We start from the raw sequence: 14852 nt of genomic DNA on the forward strand, positions 1-14852 counted from the left end.
TTCACCGGGGCGGTCTGCGTCGCCCCGGTTCCTGACCAGTTGCAGAATCCGCAGATTCTGGTCCAAACCCCCTTGCCAGTATGATCGAACTTGCGTAAACGGCGCATCTGTTGCGTGACCGGCCGAGATGGCATGCCGAGTCGCGTCTGAAACCGAACCCTGGAAGGAGACGGAAATGCCTAAGATGAAGACCAAGTCGAGCGCCAAGAAGCGCTTTAAGGTGACTGCGACCGGTAAGGTCCTTGCTGGCCAGGCCGGCAAACGGCACGGCATGATCAAGCGGACCAAAAAGTTCATCCGCGACGCCCGTGGCAACACCACCCTGTCCGCCCCCGACGCCAAGATCGTCAAGGGCTACATGCCCTACGACCGCTAAGAGGAGATACCAACATGTCCCGCGTTAAAGGTGGAACCGTAACTCACGCCCGTCACAAGAAGGTTATCAAGGCCGCCAAAGGTTACTATGGCCGCCGCAAGAGCACCTTCAAGGTTGCCCGTCAGGCCGTCGACAAGGCCAACCAGTATGCAACCCGCGACCGCAAGAACCGCAAGCGCAACTTCCGCGCGCTGTGGATCCAGCGTATCAACGCTGCTGTCCGTTCGCATGACGAGGCTCTGACCTATTCCCGCTTCATCAACGGCCTGAACCTGGCCGGTATCGAAGTGGACCGCAAAGTTCTGGCCGACCTGGCCGTGCACGAACCGGAAGCGTTCGGCGCGATCGTCGCCAAAGCTCAGGCCGCTCTGGCTGCCTGATCCTCTGATACAGAGACAGTGAATGAAAGGCCGTCCCGCTTGGGGCGGCTTTTTTTGTTTTATGATTTCAAGTTGTGGAATTGGAACTCAAATTGACGAGGGCTGCAATAATAGCATTTGTGATGTCAAACTCTGAAAGTTCACATTGCCCTACATCACCGTAAACGGCGAGTGCTATTTGGCCCAGCCCAGTTCATCTATTCTAATGCGATAACTCTAGCTATGTCGCGGATATCGCCAATCTGGAGTTGAGAAAATTCACCTGATAATTCAGCCACTTCGGCTTCAATGTCAAATTGGGGCGTGGTGATTTGCTGTACCAATTCAAAGGCGCCCTTGCGACCAAATACAAATCGGTATTCATTCTCAATTGCGAACTTGCTCTCCTTCATAAATGGAAGACTATAAGGATCTTTGATATCGAGCGGTGCGGGTTCTCTTTCGCTGTAGTAGTGAACGTCATTGGCGATAATCCCACGGCTATCAATGGGTTTTGTACTACCGTATTTGGGCAAAGCCTTTCGCATTCTTCGCAAAAACTCATTCGGGTGATCAATTTTGATGCATTGTTGCGCTCCTTCAAAATGGACCAGATGATCTTTACTGATGGACTTCGAAAAGCACAGACAGAAAATACGATCAGGGTGCTTAACTCTGTTGTGGAAAGAAAAATCACCAGTCACTTCAAATCCCGTTGAAAGATTCTTTATCTTCACACCGCCGCCTGGGCGATCGACATGGCGCCCCTCATTAACATCTCGACGGGATCTATCCTCAATGTTTTGATAGTAGGACAAACTTCCAAATCTAAGTTGTCCATCTAAGAAAGCACTGGCATATCGGTCGGGAACATATCTAAAAAGCGAAATAGAGGTGGTAGAGATCATCGTACTTGATTTTCAAACCGTTGGTCCCTGAAGTGTTAGCATATACGTGACAAGAAACAATCGCTACATTCAGGAGGTAGTTGTCCGCTTCCTGAACTCCAATCGCAGCTTTATCTATTTAACTGCTATTCAATAGAAAAAACCGACGCGTTCCGCGCCGGTTTTAATAGGTTCATTGAGGTGACTTACCCGAACACCCGCCCCAGCGCGCCGTCCACCGCGTCGGTGATTTGGTCAATATCGTCCGGAGTGGCAATCAGCGCGGGTGAGAAGCACAGCGTGTTGTTCTTGCCCGGGACCGAGCGATTGGTCACACCGATGATTACGCCCTGCGCCATGCAGTCGGCCACAACCGCTTGTGCCATCTTTTCGTTGACCGGCTCGCGGCTTGCGCGGTCCGAGACCAGCTCAGCACCAAGGAACAGGCCCTTGCCGCGCACGTCGCCGATGACTTTGTGCTTTTCCATCAGCTCTTGCAGGTTACCCATCATGCGCGCGCCCATGTCGGTGCAGTTTTGCAGCAGGTTTTCATCTTCGATGATCCGCATGTTCTCGATCGCCGCCGCCGGGCCTGCAGTGCAGCCGCCGAAGGTAGAGATGTCGCGGAAATAGTTCATCGGGTCGTCTGCATTGTCTTTGAACATGTCAAAGATTTCCTCGGTGGTGACCATGCAAGCGATGGCGGCGTAACCCGAGGCGACGCCCTTGGCCATGGTCACAAAGTCGGGCTTCACACCATATTGCTGATAACCAAACCATGTGCCGGTGCGGCCAACACCGCAGACAACTTCGTCGATATGCAGCAGGATGTCGTACTTGTCGCAAATCTCCTGCACGCGCTGCCAATAGCCTTCGGGGGCCTCAATCACACCACCGCCAGCGGTCACGGGTTCGAGGCACAGTGCACCGACAGTATCGGGGCCTTCGCGGACGATGACCTCTTCGATCTGATCAGCAGCCCATTCGCCGAAATTCTCTTCGGGGGCGCCGTCCAGCTCGTGCTTGCGGTATTCCATGCAGTGCGGCACGCGCACAAAATCCGGCGCGAAGGGGCCGTATTGCGCGTTACGCTCATCCTGACCACCCGCCGACATCGCCGCGAGGGTCGAGCCGTGGTAGTCGCGATCGCGGTAAAGAATCTTGGTCTTCTTGCCGCCGTATTTCTTGTGGGCGATCTGGCGGACCATCTTAAAGGCTTTCTCATTCGCCTCAGAGCCTGAGTTCATGTAGTAAACGCGGCTCATCCCCGGCATCTTGCTGATCAGCTTTTCCGCAAAGATCGAGCCCGGAATCGACCCGGCCGAGTTGGCGAAGTAACACAGCTTCATCAGCTGGTCGTAGACCGCCTTGCAGATCGATTCGCGGCCATAGCCCACGTTGACCGTCCAGACCCCGCCGGATACGGCATCCAGATGTTCCTTGCCGTTCTGGTCCCAAACGCGCATGCCTTTGCCTTCGACAATGATGCGCGGATCATTGGTTTCAAAGGGTTTGTGCTGGATCAGGTGGTGCCAGATATGGGCGCGGTCGGCTTCGACCACGCGGGAAAGATCGTTTTCGTTGAACGTGCCGTCCATGACATGTCCTTTCACAAAGTATGGGTGCGCAAGGTGCGGGAACTGGGTCCCGGCCTGTGTGTTCTTGATGGCTCAGATCACCGCGAATGGCCATCCGTAGATAGGGCCAGATTGCATCATCGCGTATCGCCAGTCCATGACTGTGCGCGTATTTCTACGAATTTGTCTTGCCTGCGGGATTGTGATCAAGTCCCGTGCAATAAGGGAGGGGCAAACGATGACCGAAGCCAATATCTATGAGCGTCACCTGGATAGGAACCGGGCAAATTATACGCCCTTGTCGCCGCTAAGTTTCATAGAGCGGACCGCGCAGATTTATCCCGACTATCCGTCCGTTGTTTACGGCGCGCGCCGGTACACATGGGCCGAGACATATACCCGGTCCCGCCAAATGGCTGGCGCTTTAGCCGCGCGCGGGATCGGCAAGGGCGACACCGTCTCGATCATCGCCGCCAACATCCCCGAAATGTACGAGGCGCATTTCGGTGTCCCAATGTCCGGGGCGGTGCTGAACGCCATCAACACGCGACTGGATGCACCGATCATCGCGTTTATCTTGAATCACGCAGAGTCCAAGGCCCTGCTGGTTGACCCAGAATTCTCGGGCGTCGTCAAAGAGGCGTTGAAACAGGTCGATCACGACGTACTGCTGATCGACATAGAAGATGACAGCTTTGAGGGCGGTGAAAAGCTTGGGGCGCTGACCTATGACGCGCTGCTTGCTGAAGGCGACCCAGAGTTCGCGTGGTCTTTGCCAGATGACGAATGGAACGCAATCACCCTGAACTATACGTCGGGTACAACGGGCAATCCCAAGGGTGTTGTGTACCATCACAGGGGTGCGATGCTGAACGCGCAGTCTGATCTGTTGGATTGGGATATGCCCAAACACTCGGTCTATCTGTGGACCTTGCCAATGTTTCACTGCAACGGTTGGTGTTTTCCGTGGGCGATGGCGGCGAATGCGGGGGTTTCGGTTTGCTTGCGCGCTGTGCGGGACGAGCCGATCTATGCTGCTTTCCGCGATGAAAAGGTCACGCATTTCTGCGGCGCGCCGATCGTTCTGAACATGCTGGCGAACGCGCCGGATCACCTCAAGGATTTCGACCACCAGATCAAAGTGATGACCGCTGGTGCTCCGCCACCTGCGGCAGTTATCGCGAATATGGAAGGGATGGGGATCGAGGTCACCCATGTCTATGGGCTGACCGAGACATACGGCCCTTCGGTTGTCTGCGCTTGGAAAGACGAGTGGAACACTAGAGATGCAGACGAACGCGCTGCGTTGAAGGTACGGCAGGGTGTGCGGTACACGGCTTTGTCCGGGCTGATGGTAGCCGACCCTGAAACGCTGGCCCCTGTGCCCGCCGATGGCGAGACCATGGGCGAGATATTCATGCAGGGCAATGTCGTGATGAAGGGGTACCTCAAGAACCCAGATGCGACCGACAAGGCGTTCAACGGCGGATGGTTCGCCTCGGGCGATCTGGGGGTGATGCACCCCGATGGCTACATTGCGCTCAAAGACCGGTCCAAAGACATCATCATCTCGGGGGGCGAGAACATTTCATCGGTCGAAGTGGAAGATATCCTGTATAAACACCCCGCCGTGATGGAGGCTGCCGTGGTCGCCCGGCCCGATGATAAATGGGGCGAGACGCCCTGTGCATTTGTCGAACTCAAGCCCGGCGCGCAGACGAGTGACGCAGACATCATTGCATTCTGTCGCGATCACATGGCCCATTTCAAAGCGCCCAAGACGGTGGTGTTCGGGCCGCTGCCCAAGACGTCGACCGGCAAGGTCCAAAAGTTCAAGCTGCGGGATCAGGCTAAAGCGCTGGGCTAAGCACCCATTCGGTCAAAGATCGACAGGTCCAGCTTCAGCGTCTCGCCCATCCAGATGGCGCGATCCCGATGGTCCTCAAGATGCTGACCGGTTTCGGGATGCGTAAAGATGGTCAATCCTTGCCGGTTCAGCATCAGCCACGGAATGACCTGATCGAAGGCGTCCGGGGCAAATGCCAATTGGCAACTCCAACGCGGATGCGGGCCGACAATTTTGGCGTGCATCCGGCCTATCTCAACAGGGAACAGGCGACCTGCTTCTTGGCAAAGCTGTTGCGCGATTGTTTGAGTATCAGCATCGAAATAGACATGGGCGTGATAGCCGGTGATCTCGGGCATAGGGGCCTCCATTCTTGCTGAGAAGACTTTATGCCACCGCGGTTCTATTTCCTACTAACGTGCGCACACAGACCCTGTGCGGTCAGTCAGGCGCGTGCCGGTCCGGGTGCGCCTGTGCAAAAGCGGGCAGGTCTGCGCAGGCAGCGTCGACACTCAGGATACGGGGTAGCCCGGTCAGATCGACCTGCCAGCGACGTGCGTTGTATAGCTGAGGGATCAGACACAGATCGGCCAAACCGGGCTGTGCGCCTGTGCAGTAGGGGGATTGTTCAAAATCGCCCAAAAGGGTTTCGAACGCCAAAAGGCCGGGGCGGATGAAATGGCGCATCCAGTCGCCGGGCATATTGTCGGCATCGTGGCTCAGCGAAGTAGCGTGGCGCGCAACCGAAAGGTTGCAGACCGGGTGCAGATCCACCGCGATGGATTGTGCCAGGGCCAATGACTGTGCGCGGGCTGCGGGTTCAGCGGGCAACAGACCCAGCCCCCGCGTGTTGTCCAGATAATCTATGATCGCCAGCGATTGAGTCAGCCGCAGGCCGTCAATCTCAAGCACGGGAACCAACCCCTGCGGATTACGTGCCAGATGCGTGTCAGACTTTTGGTCACCACTGGCCAGATCGACAGAAACCGCGCGATACGCGACCCCAGCCAAATTCAGCGCGATGCGCACGCGGTAACTGGCTGAAGAGCGCCAGAAATCATACAGTATGACGCTCATCCTTACCTCCTGTCAGTCTTGGTTGTCATGCAATTCTGCCGTTTTCAAAGCCTGAGACAAGACGCCGGCGTCACCGATATGGTTGGCCAACACCAGGACCAGCCGTGCGTTGAGCGCGTCGCTGTCTGTCTTGTCCAGCCCGTCATGCAGGGCCAGCAGGTTGGCATAAAAGTCGTCCGCATTGTCGAAATTCGGTGTGAGGATCAAGTCAGCCATCCCACTTACTCCTTTCCGGTTGCACGGCGCATCGCCTGCCGAAACGCGTTTTCTTCGAAAGTGTCCCGCCGGGCGGCCACATGCTGGTCGGGGCGGATCAAATAGATGGCGCTGTCCGCATCCTCCAGATAGCGACGCTTTAACTCCAGCGTCAGGTCATCCTTCACGGACAATGCCAAGCGCGTGGCTTGGATGCCGCCTTCTTCAAGGAGCTCAGGCGCTTCGGCGTCTATCGTCAGCAGCGTAAATTTTCCGGCCAGTTTCGGCAGCAGGAATTCGTCGCCCAAAGGCGCGTCCGGACAGGCCGAACCCGGGCATGTGATATCTGGGCCATTCAATGCGTCCGCCGAACTGAGCGATGATCCCTTGTACGTGCACGGCGCGCTAAGACGTCCGGAATTTACCAGAGGGCGTGCGAATTCGTATTGCTCGCTCAGGTCCAGTACCGCGTCGCGCAGCAAACGGGACATTTCGGATTTGGGCGTGATAAAATCGGTCGAGCGGGTCGACATGGTGATGTTCTCATCTGCTGCCTGAACGCGCTCGCGGCTATAACTATCAAGCAGCAGTTCAGGTGCTTTCCCGTCGATCACCAGTTTCAGCTTCCAGCACAGGTTGTCGGTGTCCTGAATGCCCGAATTTGCCCCGCGCGCGCCGAACGGGCTGACCTGATGGGCGCTGTCTCCGGCAAAGAGGACACGTCCATGGCGGAACTTCTCCATCCGGCGGCACTGGAATGTGTAGATCGAGACCCATTCGAGTTCGAACTCCACATCCTCGCCCAGCATCGCCTTAAGGCGAGGGATGACGTTTTCGGGGCGTTTCTCGCGCTCTTTGTCGATGTCCCATCCCAGTTGCAGGTCAATGCGCCAGACACTGTTAGGCTGTTTGTGCAATAGGGCGGACTGGCCCCTGTTGAAGGGTGGGTCGAACCAGAACCAGCGCTCGGACGGGAAATCGGCCTCCATCACCACATCGGCGATCAGGAAGTTGTCTTCGAATATCCGCCCGTCGAAATCCAGCCCCAGCATCCGTCGGGTCGGAGAATGCGCGCCATCGCACGCAATCAGCCAGTCGGCTTCGACGTTATAGGGGCCTTCTGGCGTTTCGACTTCAAGCTTGACGTGGTCGTCATGGGTGCCGATCGCCTCGACCTTGTTGCGGCCGCGAATTTCGATCGGTGCACCTTCGGCCTGCAAAGCGCGGACACGGTCGACCAGAATTTTCTCAAGATGATATTGTTGCAGGTTCACGAAGGCGGGGTTGGCAAAGCCTTTTTCGGGCAGCAAGTCGAACTCATAGACTTTGCGGTTGTCGAAAAAGACCTTGCCCGCCTCCCATTGCACCCCGGTTTCGGCCATCGGATTGCCGCACCCCAACCGGTCGGCGATATCCAACGTGCGTTGCGAAAAACAGATCGCGCGGCTGCCAAAGCTGACCTTGTCGTTGTCGTCCAGAACAACGACCCCAACACCTTGCTGGGCCAGGTCGATGGCTGCGGTCAGGCCGACCGGACCGGCACCAACAACGATGACCCTGTGGCGTACAGGTGTCGCAGTGTCCTGATCCGGGCCGCGCTCATAAGCGTAGAGCGGTGTTTCGAAGATCTTGTTCATGGTTTCTCTCCCCGATGCGTTGACGCAACTGCTTGCCTCTGACGAGGCCAAGCCAGAGCCCTATGGGAATGGTTCCATCGAATACGCCGACGAAAAACGATCTGGATCAAATGCGACGGTTTGTCCTTAACCTTGCAGGGCCTCCCACATGTCCAGATCGCGTTGGGCGGTCCAGATGCGTGGCGTGTCAATACCGCGCGCCTCGTCATAGGCGCGGGCTACGTTGAAAGGCAGGCAGTGTTCATAGATCGCGTAATCCGCGAATTTCGGGTCACATTCAGCGCGCACGGCGTCCCATGCTTCTTTCAAAGAACCACCACGTGCCGCGATCTTTGCTGCAGGGCGATATGTGCTGTCGACGAAATCACGGGTGCTTTCAATAGCCGCATTCACCATCTCTTTCCCGATCAGGGCGTCTCCGCGTCCCGGAGCGATGGCGTCGACGTCGAACAGGCTGATTGCATCCAAGGTATCACCCCAGTCGCCGAAATGCCCATCGCCGCAATAGCAAGCCGAGTGGTATTCGACGATGTCGCCGGTGAACATGACGTTCTGATCGGGTACATGAATGACGATATCACCCGCCGTATGGGCGCGGCCCAGATGCATCAGGTCAACCCGGCGATTGCCCAGATAGACCGTCATTGTGTCGCTGAAGGTGGTGGTGGGCCATGTGAGGCCGGGAATGCTCTCGTGCCCTTCAAACAGGCGAGGGAAGCGTTGGAATTCGCTATCCCAATCCTCCTGCCCGCGTTCCACGACCATCGCACGGGCCATGTCAGACATCAGGATCTGCTGTGCTCCATACGCGCTGGCGCCCAGTACACGCACGGCGTGATAGTGGGTTAGCGCAACGTGGGTGATTGGCTTGTCAGTAACCGAGCGGACGCAGTCGATGACTTTTTGTGCCAAACGCGGTGTCGCTTGGGCCTCGACAATCATGACGCTGTCATCGCCGATAATCACGCCAGAATTCGGGTCGCCCTCGGCGGTGAACGCATAGAGCCCGTCACCGATTTCGGTAAATGAGGTCTTCTTCTCGGACATGTCCCCCTGGGACGCGAATGCTTTGGCCATGTTGGGTTCCTTATCGTGCGAATGGGTTTTCTAGTGCGGGCAATACTGTTCCCACGCAATCGCCAAAGCCGATCGAATAACCGTCGCCTTTTGCCGCGCCGGTCAGGGTCATGGTGTCGCCGTCTTCGATAAAGCGGCGGGTCTCGCCCGTGTCCAGTGTAAGCGGTTCCTTCCCGCCCCAGCTGAGTTCCAATAGCGAGCCGCGTTCAGGTTTTGTTGGCCCCGAGATGGTGCCTGAGCCCAGCAAATCACCAGTATTCATTGGGCAGCCCGACGTCGTGTGATGCGCCAGTTGCTGCGCGGCAGAGTAATACATCTCACGGTAATTGGTGCGGGCGATGGTGCTTGCTGGTTTTCCGGACGGAGCCATCGTGATGGAAAGGTCGATGTCGTACAACATTGGGCCGCAATCCATGAGGTGATCCAACAGCTCATGCTCGCGCGCGGGTGTGTCACAGCGGAAGGGCTCAAGCGCTGCCTTGGTCACGATCCACGGGCTGATTGACGTGGCTGTAGCTTTGGCCTGAAACGGTCCGAGCGGCTGGTATTCCCACGCCTGGATATCGCGCGCGGACCAATCGTTTAGCAGAACATAACCAAAGATGTTGTCGTCCGCCTCTTGGACCAAGATCGGACCGTCCGATGGTGTTCCAACGATGGCGCCCATCTCAAGCTCAATGTCAAAGCGGCGGCTGGGCAGAAAGGCGGGACGGTCATGATCGGGCGATTTCAGCTGGCCCCAAGGACGGCGAACATCTGTGCCCGACACAACGACAGAAGAGGCGCGGCCATTATAGCCGATCGGAATGTGCAGCCAATTGGGGGGCAGGGCATTCTCTGATCCGCGGAACATGGTGCCGACATTTTGCGCGTGGTGACGACCTGCATAAAAGTCTGTGTACTCACTGACCGCGAAGGGCATATGCAATACGGCGTCGCTCTGCGCGACAAGCAGAGGCTCAACCCTGTCTTGCTCTTCTGATCCCTCGGCCAAAAGGCTGGTCAGGCGCGCGCGAAGGGCAGCCCAGACGGCGGGTCCTTGCTCCATCAATGGGTTCCAGAAGGGCAGGTCGAACAGGGGTTCGTCAATCAGGTTAACCAGACCTTCGGTCTCGGCGCCGGTGATGTCGAAAATCATGTCCCCGATTGCAACGCCACAGCGCGGCTCGGCACCTTCTGTCGCGAAAACACCATACGGTAAATTGTTCAGCGGAAAGGGATGGGTCGCGTTATTGGCCGAGGCGATCCAGGATTTCAAAAGGGTCATTGGCGTTCCTTGTCGTCTTTATCGGCGCGACTCGTTAAGGGGCGCGCCGTTTGTGCCTGTTTCTGTTGATCAGTCGCTCAAGTCGGTTCCGCCGGATGAGCCGTCCTGCCGGTGGCCGGGCATTGGATTGTGGTTGTAGTGGTCCCGCTTGCCGTTCCAGCGCGCACGTCGACTCCAAAGAAACAAGCATGCAAAGCTCAGGAAAACAGCAATTACTATGTAACCAGCATCCATCACTTTTTCCCTGCCGTTCCGTCGAACGTTTTCTCAAGAGAGGTCCAACAGTCAATGTAGTCGTCCTGCAGGGGCGCTTCGTTTGCGGCAAACGGGGTCAGGTGCTGCGGAAAGCGGGTTTCGAACATGAAGGACATGGTATTGTCCAACTTGTCCGGCCCGAGGTTTGCATTCGACGCTTTGTCAAAGGCTTCGCGGTCCGGCCCGTGTGGCAGCATCATGTTGTGCAGGCTCATCCCGCCGGGAACAAAGCCCTGAGGTTTGGCGTCATATTGGCCGTAGATATTGCCCATTAGCTCGGACATGATGTTCTTGTGATACCAGGGCGGGCGGAAGGTGTCTTCGGCCACCATCCAGCGTTCGCGGAACAGGACAAAGTCGATATTGGCCGTCCCCGGCTGACCTGATGGGGCCGTCAGCACGGTAAAGATCGACGGGTCGGGGTGATCAAACAGGATCGCGCCGACCGGGCAATAGGTGCGCAGGTCGTATTTGTAAGGCGCGTAATTGCCATGCCATGCGACCACGTCCAACGGGCTTTGGTCGATTTGCGTTTTATGGAACTGCCCGCACCATTTGACGGTGACGGTCGAGGGCACTTCTCGGTCTTCAAACGCCGCGACCGGGGCCTTGAAGTCACGCGGGTTGGCCATGCAGTTGGCGCCGATCGGGCCACGTCCCGGCAGTTCGAATTTCTGCCCGTAGTTTTCGCATACAAAGCCGCGCGCAGGACCGTCCAGAACTTCTACGCGATACACAAGTCCGCGCGGTAGAATCGCGATCTCTTTGGGTTCCAAATCAATGATCCCCAGCTCAGTTGCGAAACGCAGGCGGCCTTCCTGTGGCACCACCAGCAGCTCGGAATCGGCTGAGAAGAAATACTCGTCCACCATGGAATCTGTGACCAGATAGATGTGGCTGGCCATGCCCACTTGCGTGTTTACGTCGCCCGCCGTGGTCATGGTGCGCATACCTGACAGCCATGTCAGGCCCTCGTCGGAATGCGGTACTGCATTCCAGCGATACTGCCCCAGGCTGATCACATCGGGATCGACGCAAGGGGCAGATTTCCACAATGGCAGATCGACCTTCTCATACCTGTGTGAATGCTTGACCGAAGGCCGGATGCGATAGCACCACGTCCGTTCGGGCGGGTTTGCAGTAAAGGCCGTTCCGCTCAGCTGTTCACCATAAAGGCCGTAGTTACAGCGTTGTGGGCTGTTCATCCCTTGTGGCAACGCGCCGGGCAGGGCCTCGGTTTCAAAGTCGTTCCCGAAGCCGGGCATATAGCCTGCATGTGTGCCAATGGTGCTGCTGGCTTGGGTCATCTGGTGTGGATCAGTCGGACGGTTCATCCTGTACTCCTCCTCATTGTTGCTTGTGAAATAATAGTTGATTTTGTAACTAACAAGCATGACCGACACTGAACCCACAAAAAATGATGCCTTTGATCTGCAGGATTTCCTTCCTTATCTGCTGAACAGAGCGGCCGAAGAGTGCTCGTTAGAGTTTCAACGGGTCTACAAAGAACGGTACGGGATGCTTCGCACCGAATGGCGGGTGTTGTTTCATTTGGGTAATTACGGTGAGATGACGGCCAAAGAAATTGGTGAGTGGGCTCGCATTCACAAAACCAAGATCAGTCGCGCCGTCAGCAAGCTTGAGCAACGGCGATACTTAACGCGTACACCCAGCCAGAATGACCGCCGGGTCGAGCATCTGACGCTGACCTCGGCGGGGCAGTCGGTTTACCGGGACCTGCGCGAGGTCGCCAAGCGATACGACGCCAGATTGGCGAACATGATAGGGCTGGATGACGCCTCTCAGCTCCGCGGGATGTTGAGAAAGCTGGCGGATATGGGGTGACCTCTGGTAATTGTCGTCCATTGCCCCCAGATGACGTGCAGAGCGGACATAGGATAACAATAAATGACAGCCCCGAACCCTAACGCGGCGAAATCAACCGATTTGATCAACTGGATAGTGACACGCGGCCTTGAGGGCGCGGACAAGGAAGAATTGCTGGATGGGTATTGTACCCGTCTGGTCGAACTTGGCGTGCCATTGATGCGGTTTCACGCGGCCCAATCGGCCCTGCACCCTGTCTATGGCGGTACTGGCTACAGCTGGTATCAGGGACGAGGTGGAGATTATCAAAAATTCAAGTATTCCGAAGATGTCAGCGAGGATTGGCAGAACAGTCCTTTGTTCGCGATCCTCAATGACGACATCGACTATGTGCATGAACGCATTGTCGATCAGAACGAACCCAGTAAATACCCTCTGATCAATGAGCTTCGAGAGGTTGGTGCAACTGATTACTATGCCACCAGCGTGGCTTTTGACGTGCCAACGCACAACATGCCGCCCGATGCCAAAAAGACGGTGGACGGGGTGCTTTTGTCCTGGACTTCGAACGCGCCGGAAGGGTTTCGAGACAGCGATCTGGAACTGATCCACACCGCGTTGCCTCATCTTGGGTTGGCGCTGAAATCGGCTTCGAATGCACGAGTCTCCAAAGATCTTATGCGTGTGTATCTGGGCCGCGATGCCGGCCGCCGTGTGCTGTCCGGCGAGATTCGACGCGGGTCATTGCAGCAAATCGATGCAGTGATTTGGAATTTCGACCTTGAAGGGTTCACCAGCCTGTCCGAAGAGCTGCCGGGAAACGAGATCATCGACATGCTTAATGATTACCTGGCGGTTGCGGTGGGCGTGGTGCATGACAACGACGGAAATATCCTGAAGTTCATGGGCGACGGGTTGATGGCCATGTTTGATGTTGGCGATATTGACGCGGACGCGCGGGCTGCGCTAAAGGCTGTGCCGTTGCTGCAATCCCGGATCGAAGAGTTGAATGTCGCGCGCGAAGCAGATGGTTTGCCGGTGGCCAATTACACGCTGGCCCTGCATTCCGGCGAAATTCTCTATGGCAATATCGGGTCGGAAAGCCGGTTGGATTTCACTGTCATTGGTCCGGCGGTGAACCAGACTGCGCGTATTGCCGGGATGCATCGGTCTTTGGGTCAGCGCATTTTGATCTCGGATGACGTGGCCCGGGCTGCTCAGCCTTGCGGCAAGGAATTGATCTCGGTCGGGCGCTACATGCTGCGTGGCGTGCCCGAACCGAAAGAGCTGTTTACGGTCTACCGGCCAGGAGATTAGGCGTCGGCTGCGAGCGCACCGCAGCCGGTTCCGCTTAACATCAGAAAATTGATACTGAAGAAAGGTTGTCAATGAAGGCGTCGATCAAGTCGATCTGCTGGCATGACAGTGAACGTCCTTTGTATGATTAGCGGCGTATTCGATTATTAAAAACGGCCATCATCGAATTTCTTAATCGAGACACGTCTTCGTCTACTGAAGTGGATGGGTCGCATTCGAATGGCGGCAGAACCTCGACCCGGATCGTTCCACTTTTTGGGAGGTGTTTGCCGCGTGGCAACAGGCGGTCGGAATCGTGGATGACGATGGGTCGGATTGTCCGGCCCGTATTGCGCGCGGCCAATACAGCTCCCGCCTTGAAGGTGCCAAGACTTTCGGACCGGGTGCGTGTGCCCTCAGGGAAAAGCACGACAGAGCAGCGTGCGGGCATTGCTTGGATAGCAGCGGTAAGTGTTTCAAGCGCTACACTGCCGCTCTTGCGGTCAACCTCAACAAGCCCGGCGCCCTTGAACCCACGGCGTAAAAGGGCCGCGTCGCAGAGTTCTTTCTTAGCGGCAAAGGTGATCCACTTGGCCTCTGGCAGAGCATCCATCAGGGCGAAGCCATCCAGATGGCTGCGATGGTTGATCACAATGATGCTACCGGTGTCAGCGGATAACATTGCCACTTCTGCCTGTGTCATCTCGGTCCGGATGCTCAGCAACCATAAAAGCCGCGAACAAGCACGTTTGACCAGTCGCCAGTACCAGCCGCGAAAGCCCCGCCGTTTACTGCAGAGTAAGGGCACAAACGCAACGAAAAGGAAATAAACCGGGCCCAGCAGGAACAGCGTCATGCGCTTGAAGATGCGCACGCCGGTTGAGTCTATTGCCGCAGGTGCGGCTCGTTCTTCCGGACGTTGGAGTGACATGGATTCCGTTGCAAGTGTTGCTGTCCTGGGGATGGCCACAAGGGTCCTTCGTCTGGCTTTCGCTGCCTGCCCTCTGGGCGCGTGGCCTGACAAACACCCAGCGCACTGCCTCTATGGGGCAACGGCGAAGACACATCAACAAAAAGTCGCGCACAGACTAGACTTCAATGTTTGGTTAGGACTTCAAAAGCGGATACTTCGCCGGGGCGAATGTCCAGTAGTACAGTTTGTGACAGTTCGACCCA

16 protein-coding genes are annotated in these 14852 nt (G+C 56.6%); 6 read left to right on the forward strand and 10 right to left on the reverse strand.

What is annotated here, in order from left to right; translation table 11 throughout:
* Window positions 1-175: 175 nt before the first annotated feature.
* Both rpmI and rplT read left to right on the forward strand, forming a co-directional pair.
* A complete protein-coding gene (gene rpmI, locus ACR0DX_RS16190; RefSeq protein ID WP_010443552.1) occupies window positions 176-376 on the forward strand; it encodes a 50S ribosomal protein L35 in 201 nt (66 codons plus the stop codon).
* A 14-nt stretch (window positions 377-390) separates the two neighbouring features.
* Window positions 391-756, forward strand: a complete 366-nt coding sequence (gene rplT / locus ACR0DX_RS16195; protein WP_008756009.1) for a 50S ribosomal protein L20 — start codon at window positions 391-393, stop codon at window positions 754-756.
* 197 nt (window positions 757-953) lie between these two features.
* Here rplT and ACR0DX_RS16200 read toward each other — a convergent pair whose 3' ends face one another.
* Together ACR0DX_RS16200 and ACR0DX_RS16205 are read right to left on the reverse strand one after the other, a co-directional pair.
* On the reverse strand, window positions 954-1643 hold the full coding sequence (locus ACR0DX_RS16200) for a hypothetical protein (RefSeq protein WP_480846728.1): 690 nt from the start codon (window positions 1641-1643) through the stop codon (window positions 954-956).
* Between the two features lie 185 nt (window positions 1644-1828).
* Window positions 1829-3220 (reverse strand): aminotransferase class III-fold pyridoxal phosphate-dependent enzyme, encoded by a 1392-nt coding sequence (locus ACR0DX_RS16205; protein WP_170356084.1) that lies wholly within the window; start codon window positions 3218-3220, stop codon window positions 1829-1831.
* A 217-nt stretch (window positions 3221-3437) separates the two neighbouring features.
* Here ACR0DX_RS16205 and ACR0DX_RS16210 point away from each other — a divergent pair, with 217 nt between their 5' ends.
* Window positions 3438-5066: an acyl-CoA synthetase gene (locus tag ACR0DX_RS16210; protein WP_170724724.1), complete on the forward strand. Its 1629-nt coding sequence runs from the start codon at window positions 3438-3440 to the stop codon at window positions 5064-5066.
* Here ACR0DX_RS16210 and ACR0DX_RS16215 read toward each other — a convergent pair.
* The 4 genes from ACR0DX_RS16215 to ACR0DX_RS16230 form a co-directional block, all read right to left on the reverse strand.
* On the reverse strand, window positions 5063-5404 hold the full coding sequence (locus tag ACR0DX_RS16215) for a DOPA 4,5-dioxygenase family protein (RefSeq protein ID WP_170356086.1): 342 nt from the start codon (window positions 5402-5404) through the stop codon (window positions 5063-5065). The genes ACR0DX_RS16210 and ACR0DX_RS16215 overlap by 4 nt on opposite strands.
* An 82-nt stretch (window positions 5405-5486) precedes the next feature.
* The gene (gene maiA, locus ACR0DX_RS16220; RefSeq protein WP_170356087.1) at window positions 5487-6122 is read right to left on the reverse strand and encodes a maleylacetoacetate isomerase; all 636 of its coding nucleotides are present in this window, start codon (window positions 6120-6122) and stop codon (window positions 5487-5489) included.
* Between the two features lie 12 nt (window positions 6123-6134).
* A complete protein-coding gene (locus ACR0DX_RS16225) occupies window positions 6135-6338 on the reverse strand; it encodes a DUF2783 domain-containing protein (RefSeq protein WP_170356088.1) in 204 nt (67 codons plus the stop codon).
* 5 nt (window positions 6339-6343) lie between these two features.
* On the reverse strand, window positions 6344-7954 hold the full coding sequence (locus tag ACR0DX_RS16230; protein ID WP_170356089.1) for an FAD-dependent oxidoreductase: 1611 nt from the start codon (window positions 7952-7954) through the stop codon (window positions 6344-6346).
* Here ACR0DX_RS16230 and ACR0DX_RS16235 point away from each other — a divergent pair.
* Entirely contained in the window at window positions 7953-8084 is a 132-nt protein-coding gene (locus ACR0DX_RS16235) for a hypothetical protein (protein WP_480846732.1), read from the forward strand. The two genes, ACR0DX_RS16230 and ACR0DX_RS16235, sit on opposite strands and share 2 nt — an antisense overlap.
* On the opposite strand, the gene ACR0DX_RS16240 is transcribed toward ACR0DX_RS16235, so the two are convergent.
* From ACR0DX_RS16240 to hmgA, 3 genes are all read right to left on the reverse strand, one after another.
* On the reverse strand, window positions 8081-9031 hold the full coding sequence (locus tag ACR0DX_RS16240) for an MBL fold metallo-hydrolase (RefSeq protein ID WP_170356090.1): 951 nt from the start codon (window positions 9029-9031) through the stop codon (window positions 8081-8083). The two genes, ACR0DX_RS16235 and ACR0DX_RS16240, sit on opposite strands and share 4 nt — an antisense overlap.
* Before the next feature lie 10 nt (window positions 9032-9041).
* Entirely contained in the window at window positions 9042-10298 is a 1257-nt protein-coding gene (gene fahA, locus ACR0DX_RS16245; RefSeq protein ID WP_170356091.1) for a fumarylacetoacetase, read from the reverse strand.
* 233 nt (window positions 10299-10531) lie between these two features.
* Window positions 10532-11887: a homogentisate 1,2-dioxygenase gene (gene hmgA / locus ACR0DX_RS16250; RefSeq protein ID WP_170356092.1), complete on the reverse strand. Its 1356-nt coding sequence runs from the start codon at window positions 11885-11887 to the stop codon at window positions 10532-10534.
* Between the two features lie 58 nt (window positions 11888-11945).
* Between hmgA and ACR0DX_RS16255 the strand changes: the two genes are divergently transcribed.
* The gene (locus tag ACR0DX_RS16255; protein ID WP_170356093.1) at window positions 11946-12398 is read left to right on the forward strand and encodes a MarR family transcriptional regulator; all 453 of its coding nucleotides are present in this window, start codon (window positions 11946-11948) and stop codon (window positions 12396-12398) included.
* Between the two features lie 63 nt (window positions 12399-12461).
* The gene (locus tag ACR0DX_RS16260) at window positions 12462-13697 is read left to right on the forward strand and encodes an adenylate/guanylate cyclase domain-containing protein (protein WP_170356094.1); all 1236 of its coding nucleotides are present in this window, start codon (window positions 12462-12464) and stop codon (window positions 13695-13697) included.
* Window positions 13698-13824: 127 nt separating this feature from the next.
* Here ACR0DX_RS16260 and ACR0DX_RS16265 read toward each other — a convergent pair whose 3' ends face one another.
* Window positions 13825-14607, reverse strand: a complete 783-nt coding sequence (locus tag ACR0DX_RS16265; protein WP_170356095.1) for a lysophospholipid acyltransferase family protein — start codon at window positions 14605-14607, stop codon at window positions 13825-13827.
* Window positions 14608-14852 lie beyond the last annotated feature (245 nt).

The organism is Ruegeria sp. D3 (genome assembly GCF_056534465.1).

What these genes read in the sequence shown, in the direction of transcription:
- rpmI (WP_010443552.1), top strand. Translation starts at nt 176, where the DNA reads ATGCCTAAGATGAAGACCAAGTCGAGCGCCAAGAAGCGCTTTAAGGTG.
- rplT (WP_008756009.1), top strand. Translation starts at nt 391, where the DNA reads ATGTCCCGCGTTAAAGGTGGAACCGTAACTCACGCCCGTCACAAGAAG.
- ACR0DX_RS16200 (WP_480846728.1), bottom strand. Translation starts at nt 1,643, where the DNA reads ATGATCTCTACCACCTCTATTTCGCTTTTTAGATATGTTCCCGACCGA.
- ACR0DX_RS16205 (WP_170356084.1), bottom strand. Translation starts at nt 3,220, where the DNA reads ATGGACGGCACGTTCAACGAAAACGATCTTTCCCGCGTGGTCGAAGCC.
- ACR0DX_RS16210 (WP_170724724.1), top strand. Translation starts at nt 3,438, where the DNA reads ATGACCGAAGCCAATATCTATGAGCGTCACCTGGATAGGAACCGGGCA.
- ACR0DX_RS16215 (WP_170356086.1), bottom strand. Translation starts at nt 5,404, where the DNA reads ATGCCCGAGATCACCGGCTATCACGCCCATGTCTATTTCGATGCTGAT.
- maiA (WP_170356087.1), bottom strand. Translation starts at nt 6,122, where the DNA reads ATGAGCGTCATACTGTATGATTTCTGGCGCTCTTCAGCCAGTTACCGC.
- ACR0DX_RS16225 (WP_170356088.1), bottom strand. Translation starts at nt 6,338, where the DNA reads ATGGCTGACTTGATCCTCACACCGAATTTCGACAATGCGGACGACTTT.
- ACR0DX_RS16235 (WP_480846732.1), top strand. Translation starts at nt 7,953, where the DNA reads ATGGTTTCTCTCCCCGATGCGTTGACGCAACTGCTTGCCTCTGACGAG.
- ACR0DX_RS16230 (WP_170356089.1), bottom strand. Translation starts at nt 7,954, where the DNA reads ATGAACAAGATCTTCGAAACACCGCTCTACGCTTATGAGCGCGGCCCG.
- ACR0DX_RS16240 (WP_170356090.1), bottom strand. Translation starts at nt 9,031, where the DNA reads ATGGCCAAAGCATTCGCGTCCCAGGGGGACATGTCCGAGAAGAAGACC.
- fahA (WP_170356091.1), bottom strand. Translation starts at nt 10,298, where the DNA reads ATGACCCTTTTGAAATCCTGGATCGCCTCGGCCAATAACGCGACCCAT.
- hmgA (WP_170356092.1), bottom strand. Translation starts at nt 11,887, where the DNA reads ATGAACCGTCCGACTGATCCACACCAGATGACCCAAGCCAGCAGCACC.
- ACR0DX_RS16255 (WP_170356093.1), top strand. Translation starts at nt 11,946, where the DNA reads ATGACCGACACTGAACCCACAAAAAATGATGCCTTTGATCTGCAGGAT.
- ACR0DX_RS16260 (WP_170356094.1), top strand. Translation starts at nt 12,462, where the DNA reads ATGACAGCCCCGAACCCTAACGCGGCGAAATCAACCGATTTGATCAAC.
- ACR0DX_RS16265 (WP_170356095.1), bottom strand. Translation starts at nt 14,607, where the DNA reads ATGTCACTCCAACGTCCGGAAGAACGAGCCGCACCTGCGGCAATAGAC.